The 21,187-nt window shown below is 67.8% G+C and carries 20 protein-coding genes; 6 read left to right on the plus strand and 14 right to left on the minus strand.

Features of this window, described 5'->3' with window-relative positions:
* Positions 1-10 precede the first annotated feature (10 nt).
* The gene (locus ACU0AG_RS07005; RefSeq protein WP_482781541.1) at positions 11-2,203 is read left to right on the plus strand and encodes a CHASE2 domain-containing protein; all 2,193 of its coding nucleotides are present in this window, start codon (positions 11-13) and stop codon (positions 2,201-2,203) included.
* Here ACU0AG_RS07005 and ACU0AG_RS07010 read toward each other — a convergent pair.
* The 6 genes from ACU0AG_RS07010 to ACU0AG_RS07035 form a co-directional block, all read right to left on the minus strand.
* Entirely contained in the window at positions 2,181-2,741 is a 561-nt protein-coding gene (locus ACU0AG_RS07010) for a hypothetical protein (protein WP_482781542.1), read from the minus strand. The genes ACU0AG_RS07005 and ACU0AG_RS07010 overlap by 23 nt on opposite strands.
* Complete coding sequence (locus ACU0AG_RS07015; RefSeq protein ID WP_482781543.1) at positions 2,722-3,417, minus strand: response regulator transcription factor; 696 nt, start codon at positions 3,415-3,417, stop codon at positions 2,722-2,724. Before ACU0AG_RS07015 ends, ACU0AG_RS07010 begins: the two co-directional genes overlap by 20 nt.
* 451 nt (positions 3,418-3,868) lie before the next feature.
* Entirely contained in the window at positions 3,869-4,234 is a 366-nt protein-coding gene (locus ACU0AG_RS07020) for a hypothetical protein (protein WP_482781544.1), read from the minus strand.
* Between the two features lie 71 nt (positions 4,235-4,305).
* Positions 4,306-5,121, minus strand: coding sequence for a ferredoxin--NADP reductase (locus ACU0AG_RS07025; RefSeq protein ID WP_482781545.1), 816 nt, complete (start codon positions 5,119-5,121; stop codon positions 4,306-4,308).
* Positions 5,122-5,519: 398 nt separating this feature from the next.
* Positions 5,520-6,569 (minus strand): Fe(3+) ABC transporter substrate-binding protein, encoded by a 1,050-nt coding sequence (locus ACU0AG_RS07030; protein ID WP_482781546.1) that lies wholly within the window; start codon positions 6,567-6,569, stop codon positions 5,520-5,522.
* A 63-nt stretch (positions 6,570-6,632) separates the two neighbouring features.
* Positions 6,633-7,652 (minus strand): ABC transporter ATP-binding protein, encoded by a 1,020-nt coding sequence (locus ACU0AG_RS07035; protein ID WP_482781547.1) that lies wholly within the window; start codon positions 7,650-7,652, stop codon positions 6,633-6,635.
* Here ACU0AG_RS07035 and ACU0AG_RS07040 point away from each other — a divergent pair.
* The 5 genes from ACU0AG_RS07040 to ACU0AG_RS07060 all read left to right on the plus strand — a co-directional run bounded on the left by ACU0AG_RS07040 (position 7,652) and on the right by ACU0AG_RS07060 (position 13,267).
* On the plus strand, positions 7,652-9,340 hold the full coding sequence (locus ACU0AG_RS07040) for an ABC transporter permease (protein WP_482781548.1): 1,689 nt from the start codon (positions 7,652-7,654) through the stop codon (positions 9,338-9,340). The genes ACU0AG_RS07035 and ACU0AG_RS07040 overlap by 1 nt on opposite strands.
* Positions 9,341-9,527: 187 nt before the next feature.
* Positions 9,528-10,529, plus strand: a complete 1,002-nt coding sequence (bchI, locus tag ACU0AG_RS07045; RefSeq protein WP_482781549.1) for a magnesium chelatase ATPase subunit I — start codon at positions 9,528-9,530, stop codon at positions 10,527-10,529.
* On the plus strand, positions 10,526-12,220 hold the full coding sequence (locus ACU0AG_RS07050; protein ID WP_482781550.1) for a magnesium chelatase subunit D: 1,695 nt from the start codon (positions 10,526-10,528) through the stop codon (positions 12,218-12,220). The genes bchI and ACU0AG_RS07050 overlap by 4 nt, the downstream gene beginning before the upstream one ends.
* Positions 12,217-13,089, plus strand: a complete 873-nt coding sequence (gene bchO / locus ACU0AG_RS07055) for an alpha/beta fold hydrolase BchO (protein ID WP_482781551.1) — start codon at positions 12,217-12,219, stop codon at positions 13,087-13,089. Before ACU0AG_RS07050 ends, bchO begins: the two co-directional genes overlap by 4 nt.
* A 10-nt stretch (positions 13,090-13,099) precedes the next feature.
* A complete protein-coding gene (locus ACU0AG_RS07060; protein WP_482781552.1) occupies positions 13,100-13,267 on the plus strand; it encodes a hypothetical protein in 168 nt (55 codons plus the stop codon).
* On the opposite strand, the gene ACU0AG_RS07065 is transcribed toward ACU0AG_RS07060, so the two are convergent.
* The 8 genes from ACU0AG_RS07065 to ACU0AG_RS07100 all read right to left on the minus strand — a co-directional run bounded on the left by ACU0AG_RS07065 (position 13,264) and on the right by ACU0AG_RS07100 (position 21,007).
* Positions 13,264-14,748, minus strand: a complete 1,485-nt coding sequence (locus tag ACU0AG_RS07065; protein WP_482781553.1) for an OmpA family protein — start codon at positions 14,746-14,748, stop codon at positions 13,264-13,266. The two genes, ACU0AG_RS07060 and ACU0AG_RS07065, sit on opposite strands and share 4 nt — an antisense overlap.
* Positions 14,732-16,504, minus strand: coding sequence for a S8 family serine peptidase (locus ACU0AG_RS07070; protein WP_482781554.1), 1,773 nt, complete (start codon positions 16,502-16,504; stop codon positions 14,732-14,734). The genes ACU0AG_RS07065 and ACU0AG_RS07070 overlap by 17 nt, the downstream gene beginning before the upstream one ends.
* A gap of 6 nt (positions 16,505-16,510) precedes the next feature.
* Entirely contained in the window at positions 16,511-17,233 is a 723-nt protein-coding gene (locus tag ACU0AG_RS07075; protein ID WP_482781555.1) for a hypothetical protein, read from the minus strand.
* A 184-nt stretch (positions 17,234-17,417) separates the two neighbouring features.
* The gene (locus ACU0AG_RS07080; protein WP_482781556.1) at positions 17,418-17,810 is read right to left on the minus strand and encodes a hypothetical protein; all 393 of its coding nucleotides are present in this window, start codon (positions 17,808-17,810) and stop codon (positions 17,418-17,420) included.
* A 33-nt stretch (positions 17,811-17,843) separates the two neighbouring features.
* Positions 17,844-18,581 (minus strand): hypothetical protein, encoded by a 738-nt coding sequence (locus tag ACU0AG_RS07085; RefSeq protein WP_482781557.1) that lies wholly within the window; start codon positions 18,579-18,581, stop codon positions 17,844-17,846.
* On the minus strand, positions 18,568-19,053 hold the full coding sequence (locus ACU0AG_RS07090) for a hypothetical protein (protein ID WP_482781558.1): 486 nt from the start codon (positions 19,051-19,053) through the stop codon (positions 18,568-18,570). The genes ACU0AG_RS07085 and ACU0AG_RS07090 overlap by 14 nt, the downstream gene beginning before the upstream one ends.
* A gap of 3 nt (positions 19,054-19,056) precedes the next feature.
* On the minus strand, positions 19,057-20,034 hold the full coding sequence (locus ACU0AG_RS07095) for a hypothetical protein (protein ID WP_482781559.1): 978 nt from the start codon (positions 20,032-20,034) through the stop codon (positions 19,057-19,059).
* A 103-nt stretch (positions 20,035-20,137) separates the two neighbouring features.
* Positions 20,138-21,007 (minus strand): AfsR/SARP family transcriptional regulator, encoded by an 870-nt coding sequence (locus ACU0AG_RS07100; RefSeq protein WP_482781560.1) that lies wholly within the window; start codon positions 21,005-21,007, stop codon positions 20,138-20,140.
* Positions 21,008-21,187 lie beyond the last annotated feature (180 nt).

Genomic DNA, 21,187 nt, shown 5'->3' on the forward strand with positions numbered 1-21,187 from the left:
GAGCGCAGCAATGTTGAACCAGCGGCGCCTTGCGCGGGAATGGCTCGTGCTGCTGCTCGCCAGCGCGCTGCTCGCAGCGCTCGCCGTACGGGGCGAGTTCACCCGCAAGCTCGATTGGTCGCTGCTCGATTTCGCCGCCGCGCTGACCGGGCCGGAGCCGGGGGCAGACGTGGCGATTGTCGGCATCGACGAGCGCAGTCTTGCGCGGATCGGAGAATGGCCCTGGCCGCGCATGACCCATGCCCGGCTGATCGACAACCTGCACAAGGCCGGCGCGACAGTTGTGCTTTACGATGTGCTGTTCGTGGAGCCGGGCGATCCGCAGGGCGATGCCATGCTGGCCGCCGCGGTCGCCCGCCACGGCAAGGTGGTGCTCCCCTACAGCTTCATTCAGGCGGATAACCGGGAAGCAGGGATCGTGCCCGAATATCCGCTGCCCGCCCTGCGCGATGCGGCAGGCGCGACGGGGCATATCGGGGTCACGCCCGACAGCGACGGCGCGGTGCGGCGCTTCACGCTGGCGGCGCGAAGCGATGGCCAGACCTATCCGCATTTCGTGCCCGCCGCACTCGCCCTTGCCGATGGCCCGCAGCCGGACATGGCCATCCCTCGGGACGGCCTCTGGCCGGTTGTGCCGTTTGCCCCGCCCGGCAGCTATCCCGTCATCCCTGCCTATGCCGTCGTTGACGGGACGGTTCCGGCCGGGCTGCTGAAGGGCCGCAAGGTGATCGTGGGCGCGACCGCAGCGGGGATGGGCGACAGGCATGCGGTGCCTTCGGGCCGGATTGCCCTGATGAACGGCGTGGAAATGCAGGCCAATCTGCTCGACGCCCTGCGGTCAGGCAGCCTGATCCGCGAACTTGCGCCACACTGGGCCGTGGTGCTCGCCGCCCTCGCCCTGCTGGTGCAGTTTGCCGGGTTCTGGAAGCTGTCGCCGCGCGCGGGACTGATGCTGTCGGTCGCCTTGCTGGCAGGGGTATCGGCAGGTTGCATCGCGCTGGTGCCGGGGGCGCAGGTCTGGATCGCACCCGGCCCTGCCCTGCTGGTGGTGGCGCTCGCCTACCCGTTGTGGAGCTGGCGCCGCCTGACGGTGGTATCGGCCTATCTCGAGGACGAAGCCGAACGGCTGGTCACCACAACCGGCCACACGGCCCCGGCAGACGGGTTCGATCTGGTGGCGCGGCAGGTCAACCGGCTGGGCCAGCTGGTCGGCGAAGTCAGCAATGCGCTGGCCTTTGTGCGCAGCACGATCGAGGCATCGCCCGATGCGATCCTCGTGCTCGACGAGCAGAATGTCGTGATACTCGCCAACCGCGCCGCAGGCCGCCTGTTCAGCGAAAATCCCGATCCTGTCGGGCTGAGCCTTGCCGACCTCTATCTCGATCAGGGCGCGGCGACCGATAACGACAGCGCCGAAATCGCCCTGCGCGACGGACGGGCCTTCCTGTTCGCCAGCGCGCCGCTTGCCGGCCAGCCCGGGCAGGGGAAGGCCAGCCGCATCCTCGCCTTCCGCGACATCACCGAAATGCGGCGGCGCCAGCGCGAGAATGACGAGCTGATCGAATTCCTCTCGCACGACATGCGATCACCGCAGGTGGCGATCATGGCGCTGGCTGCCGAACTCGGGGCAGACAATGCCGAACTCGCCCGGCGCATCCGCAGTCAGGCGCAGCTCACGCTGGGCCTTGCCGACGGCTTCGTCGAGCTCGCCCGCGTCAGGGAGGCAGGCGCCCGCTTCGAACATCACGATCTGGCCTTCCTGCTGCACGAGGCGATCGACCAGTCCTACGCGCTGGCAGCGGGCAAGGCGATCACGGTCGAGCGCGACATTCCGGATGATCCGGTGTTTGCCGACATCGACCCCGCCCAGATCGCCCGCATGGCGGCCAACCTGATCGGCAATGCGGTGAAATACACGCAGGCCGGCGGGCAGGTGGTGGTCAGGCTGGCATTGCCCGTTGCAGGCGAAGCGCAGATCAGCGTGGCGGATAACGGCCCCGGCCTGCCCGCCGAACGCCAGCGCGATCCCTTCACCCGGTTCGGTTCACGCTCGAACGCGGACGGGCCGAGCGCCGGGCTGGGGCTGGCCTTCGTGAAGCGCGTTGTCGACGCGCATCATGGCCGGATCGCGGTGCACGCGAACCCCGGCGGCGGGACGGTGTTCGAAATCAGCCTGCCGCTCAGTCAGTCGGGGAATGCCTGACGCCGCGAGCGCCCCCGACCAGCGCCTTGGCGAGCGCCTCGAGATCGGCTTCGGTAAAGTCGCACCCGTCCACTTCGCCCGTCGCGCGGTAAACCAGCCCGTTGGCAGGGCGCGAATAGAGCGCGAGCGTGGCGCGCAGCCGCTCCCCCTTGCAGGCCTGCAAGGCCCGCTTGCGCGCAGGGGACGAAATCCATGCGATCGCAGGCACGCCACCGTCTGCCGCCGGACGTTCCTCGGCGGCACCGATTGACCGGCTGCGGCGGGTGAAGGCGAAGACCGCCGTGACAGGCGCGGCCTCGGTCACGGCATGGCCGTTTTCGGCAAAGGCACCCGCCAGTGCGCCTGCGAATTGCGTGGCCAGCGGGTTGTCGGCAGGCGCGGTGCGGATCGATACCGCGGTATTCGCAGGCAGGCCCTCGCCCTGCACATCCAGCCGCAGGTCCTTGTTGATGGCGCAGCCCGCCAGCAGCGGCAGCACCAGCGCGCCCGCGGCGGCGAGCGCGATCCGGCGGCCTGTTCTATCTTTCGTCTTGGACATAACGGGAAAGACGATAGCCGAAGCCGAAAACGGTTTGAAGGACATAGAGGTTTTCAGGGCCGAGCGAGAGCTTGCTCCTCAGGCGCGAGATATGCACATCCAGCGTGCGCGTCTCGACCCCTGCGGCAGCGCTCCACACCTCGGCCAGAAGGTAGGAGCGCGACAGCGGGCGGTCGAGATTGTCGAACAGAAGGGCGGCCAGCTGGAATTCCTTCTGGGTCAGCCTGATCGCCTCCCCGTCGAGCGCGATCGACTGCATCGCCCGGTCGATGGTGTAACCGTCGAAGGTCAGGGACGAGCGCTGCGAGAAGCGCGACCTTTGCCGGACAGCCGCCATGATGCGCGCGCACAGCACCGGCACGCTGACCGGCTTGACGATGTAATCGCTGGCGCCGGCCTCAAGCCCGGTGACGACATCGGCTTCGCCCGAACGGCTGGTCATCATCAGGAATGGCGGAGGATCGGGAAATGTCGATGCCGCCCATTTCACAATCTCGATGCCGTTTTCGCCCGGCATGTTCCAGTCGATCAGGACAGCATCATAAGTATTGCGGGCAATAGCAGTGCGGAAAGCCGCGCCATTGCCAAACACTTCCACAGACAGGCCGTTTGCGGCCAGCGCGGACGCAAGGGGGCCGGTTACATCCCTGTCATCGTCCACGATTGCGACTCTCATGGCGGCGGAACAGCAGTTTGCCGCCGGAGCGTCAAGCGATTGGCCGGGCAGGATCGGCCAGCGAGCGACGTTCGCGTTATCCGGTCGGGCGCCAACATGCCGCGCAAAGCGAAAATACCGCGGATTGCAGGCACTTCACCACATCTCTTCAATGATTTGCGCAGCCGGGCATTTTACATCTTTTTACACCGGCGGGCGCCGCTTCGGGGCTATCACAACGCCACATATCGGGCGGGCAAAGCAAAGATTGCTGTGAAAGCCCGATGATCCGCTTGTCTGTCCGGGGCCCCTGCCCCCCTTGAAGCCGAAGGTGCGCCAGCATCGGAGGCTATCGCTGCAATCCGGCAAAAGCCGGACGCGAGTATCCTAAGGGTCGCAAGGTCAGGGTCGCCGTGTCCGCATGGCGCATTGCATGAAAATGCAGCGCGTCATGCGGGCATCGGGCGGGCAGTCAGCTGCGGTGGCAGATCACCACCACGTGCATCGCCGCACCCTGCTCGACCAGCACCGGCGTGGCCTGGCCGGTCGGGGTCTGGGCGAGGATAGGCCGGATCTTCGGGGGCAGCAGGTTTGCCATCACCGAATCGCCATTGTTGATCCGTGCGCCCAGCGCCTTGCCGAGCTTGCGCGCATCGGCGCAGGACTGGATCGCTTCGGTGCGCTCCCTGAAACCCGCAGGCGAGATCGTCGCTGCGTTCACCGACAGCTGCACGAAGCTGTAGACCGGTACGGACGAACGCCGTTCATCCTCAGCCAGCGCCCCGGCGGGCGCGAGCGCTGCGGCGATCAGGGCGACGGGGGCAAGGCGGTGCAGCATAGCGATCTCCTTCGGGTCACGAAGGTGATGCCAAATCACTGAATAGTCAATGAATAGCTGACCGCGCGGGATTAACCCACAAACGCCCGCTCGATCACGAACTGGCCGGGCTTGTTGTTCGCGCCCTCTTCGAAGCCGCGGCGTTCCAGATCGGCGGCGTGATCTTTGATCATCGCCATGCTGCCGCACAGCATCACGCGGTCTTCCTCGGGCACAAAGCGCTGCGGGCCCTTGCTCTGTTCGAACAGACGGCCATCGTCGATCAGCGCCTGGATGCGGCCCTGCGTGCGGAAGGGTTCGCGGGTGACAGTGGGGACGTAGATCATCCGCGCACGGTCTTCATCCTCAAGCAGCGGATCGCCTTCGAGCTTGCTTTCCAGCAGCTCGCGATAGGCGAGTTCATTCACGTTGCGCACCGAATGCACGACGATCACTTCCTCGAACATCTGGTAGACTTCGGGATCGCGCACAAGGCTCATGAAGGGCGCAAGGCCGGTGCCGGTCGAAAGCATGAACAGCCGCTTACCCGGCAGCAGCGCGTCGGTCACCAGCGTGCCGGTCGGCTTCTTGCCGAGGTAGATCGGATCGCCGACCTGGATGTGCTGAAGGCGCGAGGTCAGCGGGCCGTCCTGCACTTTGATCGACAGGAACTCCAGCTCCTCGGCATAGGACGGCGAGGCGACCGAATAGGCGCGAAGCAGCGGCTTGCCGTTGTCACCAGGCAGGCCGATCATCACGAATTCGCCCGAGCGGAAGCGGAAGGACGCCGGGCGCGTCATCTTCAGGCTGAACAGCCCGTCGCACCAGTGGTGGACATCGGTGATCGTCTCGACAGAAAGCGCCGCGCTTTCGGTGAACTGGTCGCGGGTCAGGGTGGGCTGGTTCAAAACGGGCCTCGAAACTGTGGTCTGCGCCGCCCGCAGCGGGCGGCAGAATGGGGGCGCAAATGGACGAAGCCAGCGCCCCCTTCAAGACAGTTTAGTGTTAAGGGCTGAAAGCGCGCCTTGATAAGAGCGGTTTCCGGCCGTTCTGACCCACCCTGACGGAGCCGAATTGGGCTCAGGGCGAGGCGCGAGGAGCGAGCGATGCAGCGCATCGTGAGCGACGAGCAACGTGGCACTGAGCCCAATTCGGCCCGCCCCACAGGGGTCGCGCCCTGAAACCCGCTGGCTTCGTCATGCCGTTTGCAGGGGCAACCAGCCCCTGCCGCACGCCACTCCTGTCCAGCGGGTTTCAGAGCGCGATCAGAGTGGGTCAGAACGGTCGGAAACCGCTCTACGCGCGATCAATTCCACCCCGCCCGGTCGAAAATCTTCACCGCTTCGGCCTGTCCCTTGCCGATTTCGGCGGCATTGAGGGTGTCGGACTTGAAGCTGCCGAGCTGTTCCACCGCCGAATTGGCCTTGAGGCCGATGGCGGCGGGGTATTCGTTATTGCCGTCGGCAAAATAGCGCTGCGCGCTTTCCGAAGTGAGATATTCGAGGAACTTCACCGCATTCTCGCGGTTGGGCGAGGTCTTCACCACACCCGCGCCGCTGATGTTGACATGGGTGCCGGTGCCCGCCTGATCGGGGAAGATCACGCCGACCTTGCCGAACAGCGCCTTGTCCTTGGCATCGCCCCCGGCATAGCGGGCGAGGTAATAGGTGTTGACGATCGAGATGCGGCACTGGCCCGCCGCGACCGCCTCGATCATCGCGGTGTCGTTGCCCTGCGGTGCCTGCTTGAAATTGGCGACCACGCCCTTGGCCCACTTTTCCGCTTCCGCCGCGCCCTTGTGCGCAATGATGCTGGAAAGCAGCGAGATGTTGTAGATGTTCGAGGAGGAACGCACGCAGATCTCGCCCTTGAATGCCGGATTGGCGAGATCGGCATAGTTGGCGAGGCCTTCGGGCGCGCCTTTGGCCTTATCATAGATGATGATGCGTGCGCGGGTCGAAAGACCGAACCACAGGCCTTCAGGGTGGCGCAGGTGCGCGGGGATGCGTTCCTTCAGCACCGCCGAATCGACCGGGGCGAGGATCCCCGCTTCCTCGGCGCGCCACAGCCGCCCGGCATCGACCGTCACCAGCAGATCGGCCGGGCTGAATTCGCCTTCGGACTGGATCCGCTCGATCAGCGCGTCGGCATCGGCTTCGATGCGGTTGACCTTGATCCCGGTCTGCTTGGTAAAGTCTTCATACAGCGCCAGATCGGTGTCGTAATGGCGCGAGGAATAGATGTTCACCTCGCCGGTGACCGGCTTGGCAGCGTCGTCCCCGCCTTCGGTTTCGGCGCAGGCGGACAGGGTGATCACGCTGGCACAGGCAGCAGCAACGGCGAGCAGGTTCTTCATGGATGGAGGCTTTCTGTTACAAGTTGCGAATGACTTGCAATATTATCTCGGGTTGCGCAAGGCTTAACTTCGGGCAAACGCCCGCACGCTTTCGGGATCGGGCACCACACTGTAGGTCAGCGCCGGATCGACCGGCACCGCGGTCTCGACCGTGATCTGCGTCCCGTCACCGGTTTCGAGCAGCACCCGCGCGTGCGGGCCGATCGGGTGAACATCGCGCACGCGGCAGCCGCGCTTGTCGGCCACCGGCACCAGCCGGTCGGCCTGCACCAGCAGATCGAAGGTCGCACCTTCGGGCAGATCGCCGATCAGGCTCGCCATGGGCCACAGGCCGAAATCGGTGTCGAGCACCCCGCCCTTCAACCCGCCCGCAATCACCTGCGCGCCGCTGAAAATCGCGCCCACTGCGGCGGTCTGCGGCGCGTGGTGGAGTTCCTCGGGCGTGCCGAACTGCACGATCCGCCCGCTTTCCATCACCGCGATCCGGTCCCCGATGTCGAGCGCCTCGGCAGGGTCATGCGTCACCAGCACCACCGTCGCCCCAGCCTCGCGCAGCAGGATGCGGCAATCGCGGCGCAAGCGGCGGCGCAGCACGATGTCGACGCTGGCGAAGGGCTCGTCCATCAGCAGCACCGCCGGCCCCGGCGCGATCGCCCGCGCCAGCGCGGCGCGCTGTTGCTGACCGCCGGAAAGTTCATGCGGATAGCGCGCGCCCATCCCTGCCAGCCCGACCTTGGCGAGCCAGCTTTCGACCTCGCCATGCCTCTCGCGCGGCAGGCCGAAGGCGACATTGGCGGCGATGGTCATGTGCGGGAACAGCGCGCCATCCTGAAACACCAGCCCCACGGGCCGCGCTTCGGGCGGGGGGCTGCGGCGGTCATCGGCCAGCACCTCGTCACCCAGCAGGATCGCGCCCTGCTGCACCGTCAGCATCCCGGCCGCCAGCCCCAACAGTGTTGACTTCCCGCAACCCGACGCGCCAAGCAGGCAGGTGATCTCTCCGGCCGGAGCGGTGAAGCTGATATCCTCCAGCGCCCGCACCGCGCCATAAGCATGGGCAATATGTCGAAACTCAAGGCTCAATGGCTGATCCTGCGCGTCATCGCCGGTGGTGTCCGGTGAGCCGCCTTTGGCAATTTGCGCGGGCCGAGGCAAGCGGCGGGGGCTGGAGCGTGGCGGCGCTGGCGCTGGCGGCCCTGGCGGGCCTGCCGCTCGCCGCGATCGGCTGGGCATCGCTGGCAGGCGGGGGCGAGACGATTGCCGCGCTGGGCGCAACCGTGCTGCCGACCTACATCGCCAACACCGCGCTGCTGATGCTGCTGGCGGGCGGGTTTGCCGCCGTTACGGGGACGGGCTGCGCCTGGCTGGTCGCGGCCACCGCCTTTCCGGGCCGCCGCCTGCTCGGCTGGGCGCTGGTGCTGCCGCTCGCCGTGCCGGCCTATATCGCGGCCTATATCTATGCCGATCTGCTCGATTACGCGGGGCCGGTGCAAGGCGCGCTGCGGAGCCTCACGGGCTGGGGCGCGGATGATTACGCCGCGCCCGCGATCCGCTCGCTGGGCGGGGGTGCCTTCGTGCTCGGCATTGTGCTCTATCCTTACGTCTACCTGCTCGCCCGCACCGCCTTTGCCACCCAGAGCGCCAGCCAGTTCCGCGCCGCGCGCAGCCTTGGCGCAGGCCCTATGCGCGCCTTCCGGCAAGTCGCCCTGCCCGCTGCCCGCCCCGCGATTGCCGGAGGGCTGGCGCTGGTGCTGATGGAGGTGCTGGCCGATTTCGGCGTCGCGGAATATTTCGCCATTCCCACCTTCTCGACCGGCATTTTCCGCAGCTGGCTGGCGGCGGGCGACAAGGCCGCGGCACTCAAGCTGGCGGCGGTGATGCTGCTGTTCGTGATCGCGCTGGTGGCGCTGGAGGCGGCGACGCGGCGCGGGCGCAGCGACAGCCGCGATGGCCTCGCCGCGCCCGCCAATGCCGAACCGCTGGTGGCGCTTTCCCCGGCGGGCAAGGCCTTCGCCTTCATCGCCTGCGCGCTGCCAGTGCTGCTCGGCTTTGCGCTGCCGGCCGGATACCTTGCCACAATGGCTCTGGGCGAGACGGCGCAGGCCGCGGCGGGCGATCTGGGGGAATATCTGCGCGGCAGCCTGTGGCTGGGGCTGGCGGCGGCGGGCGTGTGCCTTGCCGCTGCGCTGCTGCTGGCCTTCGCCCGCGCGCGCGCGCAATCGCGCCTCACCGCCGGTGCGATCCGGCTGGCGACTTTGGGCTATGCCCTGCCCGGCGCGCTGCTGGCAGTCGGCCTGCTCGCCCCGCTCGGCAGCCTCGACCAGACCATCACGCGGTTTGCGCGCGACAGCCTCGGCTGGAGCGGCGGGTTGCTGCTGACCGGCACCAGCGCGATTCTTGTCTATGCCCTGTCGGTGCGGTTCCTGACGGTGGCCTACAACACCGTGGGCGGCGGCCTGTCGCGCATTCCCCCCGGCCTTGATGCGGCAGCGCGCAGCCTTGGCGCGAGACCATCGCGGGTGCTGGCGCGGATCTATGCCCCGCTGCTCGCTCCCAGCCTTGCAGGCGCGGCGGCACTGGTGTTCATCGACACCCTGCGCGAACTGCCCGCCACGCTGATCCTGCGGCCCTTCAACCTCGAAACGCTGGCGACCCGCACCTATCGCCTCGCCAGCGACGAACGGCTGGTCGAAGCGGCCATCCCCGCGCTGATCCTGCTGGCGGCGGGCCTGCTGCCGGTGCTGCTGCTGAATCGGCTGGGGAAGCGGTAAAGCCTTCGTCATTGCGAGCGGCGCAGCCGCGCGGCAATCCACGGCCCGCCCTCGCCGCAGCCGAATGGTCCATGGATGGCCACGGGGCCTGCGGCCCCTCGCCATGACGACGCGGGTGATAATGTGTAACGCCAGCCTGTCACTTCCGCTTGTCCAAACCCGCCGGAAGGTTCACAAGCATAGGCACATGGCACGCTTCCCCTTCTCCGCAATCGTCGGTCAGGACGAGATGAAACAGGCGCTGCTGATCGCCGCTGTCGACCCCGGTATCGGCGGGGTGATGGTGTTCGGCGATCGCGGCACCGGCAAGAGCACGGCGGCGCGCGCGCTCGCGGGGCTGCTCCCGCCGATCATGGCGGCCGACGGCTGCCCCTATGGCGCCTCGAAGGAAGATCAGGCGCGCTATCCCGATGTCTGCGGACAGGGCAAGCTGGTGAAGCGGCCCGTGCCTTTTGTCGACATGCCACTGGGCGCGACCGAGGACCGGGTGATCGGCAGCCTCGATCTCGAACGGGCATTGCGCAGCGGGGAAAAGGCGTTCGAACCGGGCCTGCTCGCCAAGGCGCACCGCGGCTTCCTCTATATCGACGAGATCAACCTGCTGGAGGATCACCTTGTCGACCTGCTGCTCGACGTGGCGGCATCGGGCGAGAATGTGGTCGAACGCGAAGGCCTGTCGGTGCGCCACCCGGCGAAATTCGTGCTGATCGGCAGCGGCAACCCCGAAGAGGGCGAATTGCGCCCGCAATTGCTCGACCGCTTCGGCCTGTCGGTGGAGGTGCGCAGCCCCAAGGATATCGAAGTGCGCATCGCGATCATGCGCCTTGTCGCCGAGAACGAGCGCGATCCGGAAGGCTTCGCCGCACGCTGGGCGGGCGAGGACGAGGCGATCCTCAAGCGCGTGGCCAAGGGCAAGGCGCGCCTCGCCAAGCTGGAAACCGGCGAGGATGTGCTGCGCGATGCCGCCGAACTGTGCCTTGCGGTGGGCGCCGATGGCCTGCGCGGCGAGCTGACCCTGATGCGTGCCGCCCGTGCGCTGGCGGCGCTGGAGGGCGCGAAGAAAGTCACCCGCAAGCATCTGGTCGCCATCGCGCCTTCGGCCCTGCGCCACCGGTTGCGCCGCGATGTACTGGATGAAACCGGCTCCACCGTGCGGATCACGCGGGCGATTGCCGAGCTGTTCGGATGACTTCGGGCGAGGCCGCTGACCCGCTGGCCGATGCGGTGCTGGCGGCGCGGCTGTTCGTGCTGGCCCCCGCCACCTTCAGAGGGATGGTGCTGCGCGGAGCCAGCCCTGCCCGCGATGCGCTGGTCGCGGCGCTGGGCGAGACCATCAAGCTGCGCCGCCTGCCCGGCCATGTCGATGACGAGCGCCTGCTGGGCGGGATCGATCTCGCCGCCAGCCTGTCGGCCGGACGCCCGGTGCGCCAGACCGGCCTGATCGAGGAAGCCCGCCAAGGCGCGCTGATCGCCGGCATGGCCGAACGGCTGGACAGCAGCATCGCCGGGCGGCTTGGGCAGGCGCTGGATGACGGGCAGACCGCGCTGGTGCTGCTCGACGATGCGGCAGAGCCTGACGAAGCCCCGCCCGCCAGCCTGACCGAACGGCTCGCCTTCGCCTGCGATCTTGCCGCCTCGCGGGAATGGCGCGGGGTGGCGCTGGCTCCGCCCAAGGGCACGCTGGCACAGGTCGCCCCGCTCGCGGAAGACGCCCTGCGCGCCCTTGCCGCGACGGCTGAAGCGCTGGGGGTGGACAGCCTGCGCGCTCTGATCTTCGCGGGCGAGGCGGCCCGTGCTCTGGCGGCGCTGGACGGGCGCGAGGTGGCAGGCGAGGCCGATCTGGCGGGCGCGGTGCGGCTGGTGCTTGCGCCGCGCGCCACGCGCCTGCCGCCGCAGGAGGCCGAGGCTCCGCCGCCCGAAGACCCCCCGCCCCCGCCGCCCGACAGCCAGCAAGGGGACAACAGCGACAGCGAACAGCAGCAGCAGGAACCCGATCTCAGCGAACTGCTGGTCGAAGCGGCCAAGGCCGCGATCCCCGCCGATCTGCTCGCGCAGCTCGCACAGGGCAAAGCCCCGCGGCGTTCGGCCAGCAGCGGCTCCGGTCAGAAACGGAAGTCCGCGCTGCGCGGCAAGCCGCTGGGCGCAAGGCCCGGAATGCCGCGCGGGGGCGCCAAGCTGGCGCTGATCGATTCCCTGCGCGCCGCTGTGCCCTGGCAGGGCGTGCGGCGGCGGGAAAACGGTGCCGACGCGGACGCGCCGATCATCATGCGCAAGGAAGACCTGCGCATCCGCCGGTTTGAAGAACGCGCCGCCCGCGTCACCATCTTCGCGGTCGATGCCTCTGGCTCCGCCGCCGCAGCGCGACTGGCCGAGGCCAAGGGCGCGGTCGAACTGATGCTGGCGCAGGCCTATGTCACCCGCAGCGAGGTGGCGCTGGTCGCCTTTCGCGGGACAAGCGCCGAACTGCTGCTGCCGCCCACCCGCAGCCTCACCCGCGCGCGGCGGACGCTGGCGGAACTGCCGGGCGGCGGCGGCACACCGCTCGCGCTCGGCCTCAACGCCGCACGCGAAGTGGCAGAAGCGGTGATCGCCCGCGGACGCAGCGCGGCGCTGGTGATCCTCACCGACGGCAGGGCCAATATCGCCGCCGATGGCTCCCCCGGCCGCCCGCAGGCCAAGGCCGATGCCGAAGCCGCCGCCCGCGCCATCGCCCTGCGCGGGATCGATGCGCTGGTGGTCGATATCTCCGCCCGCCCCGGCCCCGAAGGCGCGGAACTGGCGCGCGCGCTGGGTGGGCGCTTCCTTGCCCTGCCGCGTGCTGACGCAAAGATGCTGCAAGCGGCGATCAACGCGGTGCAGCCGCTTGGCAAGGCGGCATGACCACGCTCGACTGGAACCGCGAAGGCCTGATCTGGCCGCACCGCGATGCCAGTTGCTTTGTCGAGAGCGGCCGGGCGCGCTGGCATGTGCAGCGGATGGGCGCCGGAGCGCCGCTGCTGCTGCTCCACGGCACCGGCGCATCGGTGCATTCGTGGCGCGACCTGATGCCCTTGCTGGCGCAGACGCATGACGTGATCGCGCTCGATCTGCCGCGCCACGCCTTCACCACCGGCCACAATGCCTATGCCATGAGCCTTCCGGCCATGGCGGGGGCAATTGCGGGGCTGCTGGAGACGCTGGATGTCGCCCCCGCCGCGATCATCGGCCATTCGGCAGGCGCGGCGCTGGCGCTGCAACTGGGGCTGGCGCACGGGTTTACCGGCCCGGTGGTGGGCCTCAGTTCGGCGCTGCGCCCCTTCCCCGGCCCCTTCGCGCAGATTTTTCCGGCGGTGGCCAAGGCGCTGTTCATCAACCCGCTGGTGCCGCGCATCTTCACCGGCAGCATCGATCTTGTCGGCGGCGCAGGGCGGTTCCTGTGGCGATCGACCCATTCGCGGATCGATGATGCCGCGCTCGCCTGTTACGCCGCGCTGCTCAAGCATCCCGGCCATGCGGGCGGCGCACTGGCGATGATGGCCAACTGGGATCTGCCCGCCTTGCGCGATCAGATGGGCGCGGTGCGCAATCCGGTGCTGCTGGTGCACGGGGGCAATGATCCGGCAATCCCGCCCGGCTGGGCGCGCGAGGCGCAGGGGTGGCTGCCCGATGCGCGGCTGGAACTTCTCCCCGGCCTCGGCCATTTGGCACACGAGGAGGCGCCCGAGAAAGTCGCCGCGCTGATCGCCGCCTTCCTCTCCGCGCAGGCCTAAGGGGAAAGACATGAACGGCGAGAACTTCGGCTGGATCGAGCTGGTGCTGTTCTACGGCCTCGGCATCGGGATCGGCGTTTGGCAATGGCTGAAGATGGACAGGATGCTGAAGCAGACCCGTGCCGAACGCGAAGCGAAGGAGGCGGCGGAGCGCGACGGCACCCCGCCTGCTGCCTAGCGCCGCAGATCGAGCCCCACTGTAACCCGCCGCCATGACGGGTCGGCGCCGGTCACCCCGCTGCGGCGGGCAAATTCCGATCCGTGCCCTGCCGCCACGATCCGCGCCCCCGGCAAGAGCGATCGCACGATCCCCGCCACGCTGCGCGCCCGCTGGTCGGACAGTTCGCGGTTGCGGCTTTCCTGCCCCGTCGGATCGGCATGGCCATCGACATAGATCACGGTCTGCCCGGCTTGCAGGTTGTTTTGCAGGTGGATCGGCAGCGCGGCCCACCATTCGCGCAGCAGCGCCTGAATCTCGCCGGTCGAACCGGAGCGCGAATTGGCAAAGAAGATGTGCTTGCCGTTGGGCGGATCGGGCAGCAGCCCCTGCGAAGCGCGCCCGCCGCCGCCGAACGAGGGCGGACGCCCCGCGCCGCTACCGGGCACGGGCATACCGGTCATGGTCTGCCCCGCCGCACCCATGCGGCCGCGCGCGGCGTCATACTGCACCTGACAGGTGCCGGTCGAAGGGCCGCTGTGAGCCCGCAGCGAAGTCACCGACACCAGCCTGCCCGACGAGCGGATGGTCACTTCCACCATGCCGTTGGATTTGACGATGATGCGTCCCGAAAACTGGTCCCGCAGCGATCCCGCATCCGCCGGGTTCCAGTCACCATCGATATCGAAGGCAGCCTGATAGGGGAAATTGTTGTACTGCGTCGTATCGACTGATGACCTGATCGCCAGCCGGTGGGTGCCAAGCACTCGGGTTGCCGAATTCACCACCGCACGCGCCGGCGCTGTCACCGCGTTGAAGGCTGTGTTGAGCCCGCTGGTGAACCAGTTTTCCTGCACCTCGGAAAAGGGCGTTCGCGGAATATCGGGCGTCTGCGCGTTGATCCGCGCCCGGATGATGCTGAAGCAGTTGTGCGTGACCACCACCTCGAACGGGAACCGCGCCGGGACAGTGTCGCTCGCCCGGATCTTGCAGGCGATGGTGAACCGCCAGACATTGGTGCGCTCACCCAGATTGCCGGGGTTGTAGGCGGCTTCGAGCCTGAGGCTGCTCGGCCCTTCCCAAGTCAGCGCTTCATAGGCGGTGCGGATGTCGTTTGCCATGCCGACCACGCGGTAGCCGGTGTCGATCGCATCGCGCACCGCGCCCATGGCAGCGCGCCCGGTATCGATGCCGTCGCGCACGAGCCCGACGCCCGAGCGGGCGAGATTTACCCCCGATTGCGGAATGGCGAAGGGATCGAAGTTCGCCGCGGCATTGACCAATGCTCCTGCTGCGGCGGGGGCTGCGGCCAGCAGCAGCGGGTTGGCCTCGGCATAGGCCGGCCCGCTGCGGGCAAAGGCGCTTTCGCGGAATGTCTCCATGCTGGTGCCATCGGCGAACAGATCGGCGGCGGTAACAGCCTCGCTGCCTGCCCCGGTGCAACCGCAAGCGGCAGTTTCGGCAGCGATGGCGCGGCGGTGGTGTTCAAAGATGCTGGTCATGGGCGATCCTTTCTTCAATCGGCAAGGGTCCGGAATGGTCGGCATAACGCCCGATCCGCACGACACCCGCGCCCAGCCGCAACCGGTGCGCGGGATCGGCGGCGATCACCGGCTCGCCCAGTGCGTGCAGGCGGGCGCGGATGGCGTGGCAATCGAGCGGCGCGGCGGCATCCGAAAGCAGGCAGGCGACCAGCCCTGCGACATAGGGCGCGGCCTGCGACGCGCCCGACATGCGGGTGGCGGCGTGCAGCGGCGCGGCGGCGCGGCGCGGGGCGGAACGGGCGGCGCTGATGCGCACGCCGGGCGCGCAAAGATCGGGCTTCTGCCGCCCGTCGCGGGTCGGGCCGCTGCTGGCAAAGCTGGCCGGGCGCTGGCGCGGCGCGGTCTGGTCGATGGCGCCCACCGCTATCGGCAGAAAGCCGTTGCAGATGCTGCCGATGGTCGATTGGCGCACCACATCTTCGCGCGCGAACCGCGATTGCCCGCGCTGCCCGGCCCGGTCGCGCTCGATCCAGGCGTGGAAGCGCCCGTCCTCGACCAGTTCGCCTGTCAGCTCGATCCGCCAGCGGCCCGCGGGCGCCGCGGGGCTGAGGAAAATCTCGATGTGGTGATCGGGCGTGTTGGGATCATAGGCGCGGTGGTAGATCCGCCCCACAGGCCGCCCCTGCGCATCGTAAAGCCCGCGCGAATCCCCCAGCCGCGCCACCAGCCCCGTGGTGCTGCCCGGCGCGAACAGCCGCAAGGCGAAGCGGTCGCGGTTGGAATACCAGATCTCCAGCTCGTTGGCCGACCGGTCACGGCGCGGGATGATCCAGTGCCGCGCCGCCATGCCGCCCGGCGGCACCATCCCCGCGCTGTGGGTATCGGAGGTGTGGTAATTGCCCGCCGACTGCACCACCATCCGCCCCGGCGCGGCTTCGAGAAAGCGGTCGATCGCCTGTTCCACCGGGGTCAGTCCGGTGTGCGGACCGGCATGGCGCCCCACGCTCATGTTGATCACGAAAGGCGTATCGCCCGCCACCTGCGCGATGAAATCGAGCGCTTCGAGCAGCCGCACCGAATCCCCCAGATTGGCAAGCCCCGACAGGGCTTCGGAGGCGAGGTGGACGAACACGAATTCGGCGTTGGGCGCGATCCCGCCGCCGTCTTCGCGGGAGGTTCCTCCGGCAATATCGGCGACATGCGTGCCATGCGCCCCGATCCCGGTATCGGCATCGCCCGGATGATAGCCAAGCGTGCGGTAAGGCTGCGTGCTGGCGAGCGCGCGGTCGATCGCCGCGCTGTCATGCACTGTGCCATATTCGGGCCAGGTCACCCCGTCAGGCGCCGGTCCGCGCTGGTCCCACAGGGCGCGGATGCGGGTCGATCCGTCGGCATGGCGGAAGGCGCGGTGGGCGAAATCGAACCCCCAGTCGATCACCCCGATGATGGTGCCCGCACCACCGCGCGAACCGGGCGGCGGGCGGCGATCGGGCGCTTCATCGGTCAGGCCGAAACGATCGAACCCGGAAAGCGTCGCTTCGGGCGCGTCGATCTCCAGCATCCGCGGCGCTTTCAAGGAAGCGGTGAAGGGGTGCGCCCAGACCTCGGGAATATCACGCCGCAGCAGGCGGATGGTGCGGATATCGGCAAACCGCGCCACTTCGCGCACATTGGGCGGCAGCGCGCCTTCGCTTTCCAGTTCGAGCCGCAGGATCGCCTCGATCTCCTCCCCGGGATGGCCCGCCTCGGCCAGCTCGCGCAGTGCCGGGTCCATGGCGGGCTACTTCGTTGCCGGACGCGACTTCGCGGCTTTGCCGGCCGCCTTGCGGGCAGGGCGTTCCACCACCGGCACTTCGGCGGCGGGGGCGTCAGCTGCGGGCGGATCGCTGGCGGCTGGCTTGCCAAGTTCGGACAGGACGAATTCGAGCGTGACGGTTTCCGCGGGGACATTCTTGCCAGCCAGCAACGCCGTGTTGCGCTGCTCCATCCTCTCCACCACCGACATGAACGTGTCTCGGAACGCATGAAAATCACGGATGACCGCCGGATCAACCGTGCCGTCGTCCAGCGCGATCTGAAACAGGAAGCGATCGAGCCTGCGCTCGGGCCCATCGAGGAACAGGATGGTGTGCATCGCATCATTATCGGTGTCGCTCTTGTCCATCGCAGCGCGCACCTGTTTGAGCTTGCCAGCCCATTGCGCATCATCAGCATCACCAGGCCGGTAAAGGCGCGTGAGAATCGCGGTCGCATCATCATGTGCGGCATTTTCGGCTGTCAGCGCGGCGTGTTCTTCCTTGAGTTTTTCCAGTTCACCTTCGCTGGTGCCAAGACGAGCCTTCACATCATCCAGTTCCGCCTGCACTTTTTCCGGCTCTGCGGCGGCTGAGGCCGCCGCGGCCTGAGCCGCCGTCAGCTGCGCTTGCATAGCGACGACCTGATCGGTGATCAGCTTGGCCGCGATCAGCGGGCCGCTGGCGCCGAGCGCGCCTTGCAGCAGCATGGCGCGGGCGATCTGCGGCCCTGCCGGATTGGCAATCGTGAAACTGGCGATGGCGGTGGGCATGATACTGGACACGGGGCGCGATCCTTCCTGAACTTGCAGGCCTTCTTGCGAGAAGCGCAAAGCTCTGCCGGACTGGCGTACAGTCTGGTGATCCGGGCCCGGCAGAGCTGGCTGTTGGCGGCTATCTGACGTCTTCCGCCACCGTAGCGGTTTTGGCTTTCCCGCCCCGGAGCAAGTCCTTGTTGAACTTCTCGCCAAGCGCCTTGGCCGAGGCATCGTCCTTCAGCAGTTCGGCCTTGAAGGTATCGAACTTTTCGAGGCCGCCTGCATTCGCCGTGGGAATGTCCTTCATCATCGCCGCATGAAACGTCGCCAGCCGGGCGAGGGTGGCGGCATTGGCAGCGATGGCCGCGTCCTTTTCCGCCACCACGCCGGTGGCTGCATCCACAGCCCGTTGGGTGGTGACAAAGCCGACCATGGCGTTGTCCTTCCCCGCAATCGCACCGAGCAGCATCGGCTGACGGATTGCCTCGGGCATCTTCATCAGCGGCAAGATCTTGAGCAGGTCGCTCATGGCAAAATTCCTTTCCTGACTTGGGGCGCGGGCTTACTTGTTCTGCTGGCTCAGCAGCAGCGCGATCGCGAGCATGTTGTTATCCCCGCCCATGCCGCCCGAGCCGGACATCCCGAGGATCAGCGGCAAGGTCATGTCGGCCGGTTCGAATTCGATCTGCGGGTTCGTCACCGGCTCGCCGTTGAGCGTGACCGACTTCACCTTGGGCGGACCCGCCAGCAGGCCCAGCAGCGAATTGGTCTGGGCGCGGCCTTCAAGGCTTTTCACCTTCTTGTCCATCGACGCCAGCTTGCCATCGATCGTGCTGGTCGCCTGGGCGATCTGCTTGGTCAGGGCAGCGTGGTTGGCGCGTCGTTCCTTGAGCGCGGCAGCGAACTGCTCGTTGGTCTTGGCGATGTGATCGTTGAACTGCTTGATCGTCGGGAAGGCCTGCCCCAGCTGCACCTTCATCTGCTGGCCGTTGGGGGCGCGCAGGGTGGTGGTGGTGGCCTTGGCGCGCGCCTGCGGCAGCTTGGCGGTGCGGGCCTTGCGGTATTTCGCCCCGCGGAACGAGCGGGCGATGCCGCGCCGCGGCTTGGCCGGAGCCGATTCCCAGTCCCAGCTTTCGTCATCGAAATCGGTTTCATCGTCGAAGTCGCTTTCGTCGTCGAAATCGCTTTCATCGTCGAAATCGGTCTCATCGTCGAAGTCGCTCGTTTCGCTCATCGAGCCGAGCAGCAGCGCTTCGAGCAGCGCGTTCTGGTCCATATTGCCGAAGTTAGTCATCTTCATTCTCCTGATTGAAGGTCTGGAAGGGGCTGGCTGCAAAGGCGGATGGCGATGCCGGTGCAGCCGGGGGTGGCGGACGGCGATGCGCGGCGGAGGCCGCAGGTGCGGCGGCCAGCCGGCCGGTCATGAACTGGCGCACCGCGGGCATCACAAAGTAATCGAAGGCGGGCTTGTCGGGCGGATAGGTGCCCGGCACCCCCTCGCCCGCGCAGGCCTCGCAATCATCAAGGTTGCCCCAGCAATGCGGGCAAGCCCCCAAGGCATGGGCGAGCATTTCGTTGTGCGCGGCCAGCCCGTCGCTTTCGCGCTTCAGCCGCCGGGCGGTTTCCAGCACCTGCGCGCGCCCGGCCCTTTCGGTCTCGCGCAGCGCCGCCATCGCCCGGATGCTTTCCAGCCGCTGGGGATCGACCGGCAGATTGAGCTGCTCGGCCAGCGCGGCGAAGCGCTCCAGTTCCTCTGCGCTGGGCAGGCCCATGGCTCAGGCCCCCACGAATTCGGCCAGCTCGCCGCTGCCGATCGGCATCGGGCTGGCAACCTCGATGCTCTCGAGGATGTCGCTGGCTTCAAGGATCGCCTCGCGCAGGGCGCCCGCCATGATCGCGGCATCGAGCGCCTCGCCCGAGGCATTGGTGATCACCGCAGGCAATCCGGCTGCGACATTGCTGAGGGCAAGCTGCATTTCCTGCGCGTTGATGATGCCCGACAGCGTGCCTGCGACATTGGCGATCTGCTGGCCTGCCGCCTGGCCGAGTGCGGCACCGGCCTGCGGGTCTTCGAGCTGCTGGGCAAGCTGGCTGACAGCGGGCGCGGCGGCTTGCGTCATCGCCTGAACCCCGGCCTGCACGGTCGGCGCATATTGGCGCACCTGCTGCATGAAGGCGCGGGCCTGCGGGTGGCGGCGCATGAAGCCCCGACCCTGCCCGTGCCCCTGCCCGTGCCCGCGCCCGTGCCCCCTGCCCCGGCCACGACCGCCGCGACGCTGCCCGCCCTGCGGAACCCGCATTGTGCCGAGGTGCCGGTTCAGCGCCTGCGCACCGTGCCCGACCAGATCGCCGGCGACCCCGCCGATCATCGTGCCCACCGGCCCGCCGACCGCGGTGCCGATGATGCGTCCGGCCACTCCTGCCACCGGCGCCGCCACGCCCAGCACGCCGCGCGCGCCGTTCTTGAGCATATTGAGGAAGTTTTCGGCCTCGGCCTCGCTCATGCCCGACATGATCGCGGCGAGTTCGGCATCGACTTCGTCATCGTCGAATTCGGCGAGCGCGGGCAGCGCGGCCCGCGCCACTTCGTAAAGGTCATAGCCCTCATCGGCGAATTCGGCCCATTGGGGACCGGCGGGCGCTGCGCCAAAAGCACTGGCGGCATCTTCGCCGAAAAATTCGGCAAAGCTTTCGGCGCTGTGCGCTGCTGCGGGAAGCCCCGCCATCCGGCCCGTAACGGTTGGTCTCGACATTGCCTCGCTCCTCAAGCTGGTTACGAATCACTTGAGAGCGGTGTGGCAAGGCGCCGATACGCAGCGGTCACCGGCCTATGTCAGGCCTATCACAGGGGCCGGATCAAAGCCGCATATTGGCGAGTATAACGCTGATTTCGTTCAATTCTTCCTGAAGCGCGCAAATTCTTTGCGAGACTTCGCCGATGCGCCTCGAAAGGCTGGTCGCGGGCTGTGGCACCGGGCGTTCGGCAGCCGGGCTGGCCCCGTTCAGCAGGCCCGCCGCCTGCAACAGCCGCCGTGTCGCCCGCGCCGGTTCGACCCCCAGTTCGCGCGCGAGAATATCGGCAAGCTCGCGATAGCGGCGCAGCGCCATCGAGCCGTTGCCGCTGGCAATGTGATACTGGATCAGCACCCGCCAGCCGCGTTCGTCGAAGGGATCGATGCGGGTGAGGCGCTGCGCCAGTTCGACCAGCTGCGGCGATGGCACGCCGCGTCCCATCCGGTCGCACAGCGCGCCCGCGGTGTTGAGAAAGGTTTCGGCGTGCTGGCGGCGATGGTCCTCCAGCCATTCGCTGGCGATGTCCCCTGCCAGCTCGCCATCGGCATAGGCAGCAAAGGCGTGCAGCTGCGCCCCGTCCAGATCGCCGCCGGCCGACTGGCGCACCGCCTGCCAGAAATCCTCGATGTCGAGTTCGGGGCCGGACACCGGATCGAGCCGCAGGTAGTCGCCATCGACCGCAATCCAGTCCTCGCAGCCATGTTCGCGCAGGGAATTGCGTAGCCGCCACAGCGCCGAATTGAGCGCCTTGCGCGCTTCCGGCCCGTCGCTGCCCCAGATCCGGGCCGCCAGTTTTTCGCGGCTGATGGCATTGCCCTGTTCGAGCGCGATCGCGGCCAGCACCTCGCGGCTGCGTTCGCCTGCCAGCATGATCGGGCGCAGCTGCCGGTCAAGCGCCCTGACGGGGCCGATCAGGTGCAGCCGACCGATCATCAGGGCTGCGCCCGATGATGGCCTGTCCGCGTCCCGGCGGTGGATGTGACCCCTTGATGAAGCACCGGCGACTCCCACTGTGCGCGGCTCTGCAAGACGCGAGAGTGGAGACGAAGGCGGTCATTTGATTGGTGAATTCCGACATTCGGCCCGCGCCGTGTCGTTCAGCGGGCACGGGGT

This window comes from Erythrobacter sp. RANMB8 (assembly GCF_056848235.1).

Bases quoted from the DNA above. Each gene is read 5' to 3' on its own strand.
- ACU0AG_RS07005 (WP_482781541.1), top strand. From the start codon at position 11: ATGTTGAACCAGCGGCGCCTTGCGCGGGAATGGCTCGTGCTGCTGCTC.
- ACU0AG_RS07010 (WP_482781542.1), bottom strand. From the start codon at position 2,741: ATGTCCAAGACGAAAGATAGAACAGGCCGCCGGATCGCGCTCGCCGCC.
- ACU0AG_RS07015 (WP_482781543.1), bottom strand. From the start codon at position 3,417: ATGAGAGTCGCAATCGTGGACGATGACAGGGATGTAACCGGCCCCCTT.
- ACU0AG_RS07020 (WP_482781544.1), bottom strand. From the start codon at position 4,234: ATGCTGCACCGCCTTGCCCCCGTCGCCCTGATCGCCGCAGCGCTCGCG.
- ACU0AG_RS07030 (WP_482781546.1), bottom strand. From the start codon at position 6,569: ATGAAGAACCTGCTCGCCGTTGCTGCTGCCTGTGCCAGCGTGATCACC.
- ACU0AG_RS07040 (WP_482781548.1), top strand. From the start codon at position 7,652: ATGGCTGATCCTGCGCGTCATCGCCGGTGGTGTCCGGTGAGCCGCCTT.
- bchI (WP_482781549.1), top strand. From the start codon at position 9,528: ATGGCACGCTTCCCCTTCTCCGCAATCGTCGGTCAGGACGAGATGAAA.
- ACU0AG_RS07050 (WP_482781550.1), top strand. From the start codon at position 10,526: ATGACTTCGGGCGAGGCCGCTGACCCGCTGGCCGATGCGGTGCTGGCG.
- bchO (WP_482781551.1), top strand. From the start codon at position 12,217: ATGACCACGCTCGACTGGAACCGCGAAGGCCTGATCTGGCCGCACCGC.
- ACU0AG_RS07060 (WP_482781552.1), top strand. From the start codon at position 13,100: ATGAACGGCGAGAACTTCGGCTGGATCGAGCTGGTGCTGTTCTACGGC.
- ACU0AG_RS07065 (WP_482781553.1), bottom strand. From the start codon at position 14,748: ATGACCAGCATCTTTGAACACCACCGCCGCGCCATCGCTGCCGAAACT.
- ACU0AG_RS07070 (WP_482781554.1), bottom strand. From the start codon at position 16,504: ATGGACCCGGCACTGCGCGAGCTGGCCGAGGCGGGCCATCCCGGGGAG.
- ACU0AG_RS07075 (WP_482781555.1), bottom strand. From the start codon at position 17,233: ATGCTGCTGCAAGGCGCGCTCGGCGCCAGCGGCCCGCTGATCGCGGCC.
- ACU0AG_RS07080 (WP_482781556.1), bottom strand. From the start codon at position 17,810: ATGAGCGACCTGCTCAAGATCTTGCCGCTGATGAAGATGCCCGAGGCA.
- ACU0AG_RS07085 (WP_482781557.1), bottom strand. From the start codon at position 18,581: ATGAAGATGACTAACTTCGGCAATATGGACCAGAACGCGCTGCTCGAA.
- ACU0AG_RS07090 (WP_482781558.1), bottom strand. From the start codon at position 19,053: ATGGGCCTGCCCAGCGCAGAGGAACTGGAGCGCTTCGCCGCGCTGGCC.
- ACU0AG_RS07095 (WP_482781559.1), bottom strand. From the start codon at position 20,034: ATGTCGAGACCAACCGTTACGGGCCGGATGGCGGGGCTTCCCGCAGCA.
- ACU0AG_RS07100 (WP_482781560.1), bottom strand. From the start codon at position 21,007: ATGATCGGTCGGCTGCACCTGATCGGCCCCGTCAGGGCGCTTGACCGG.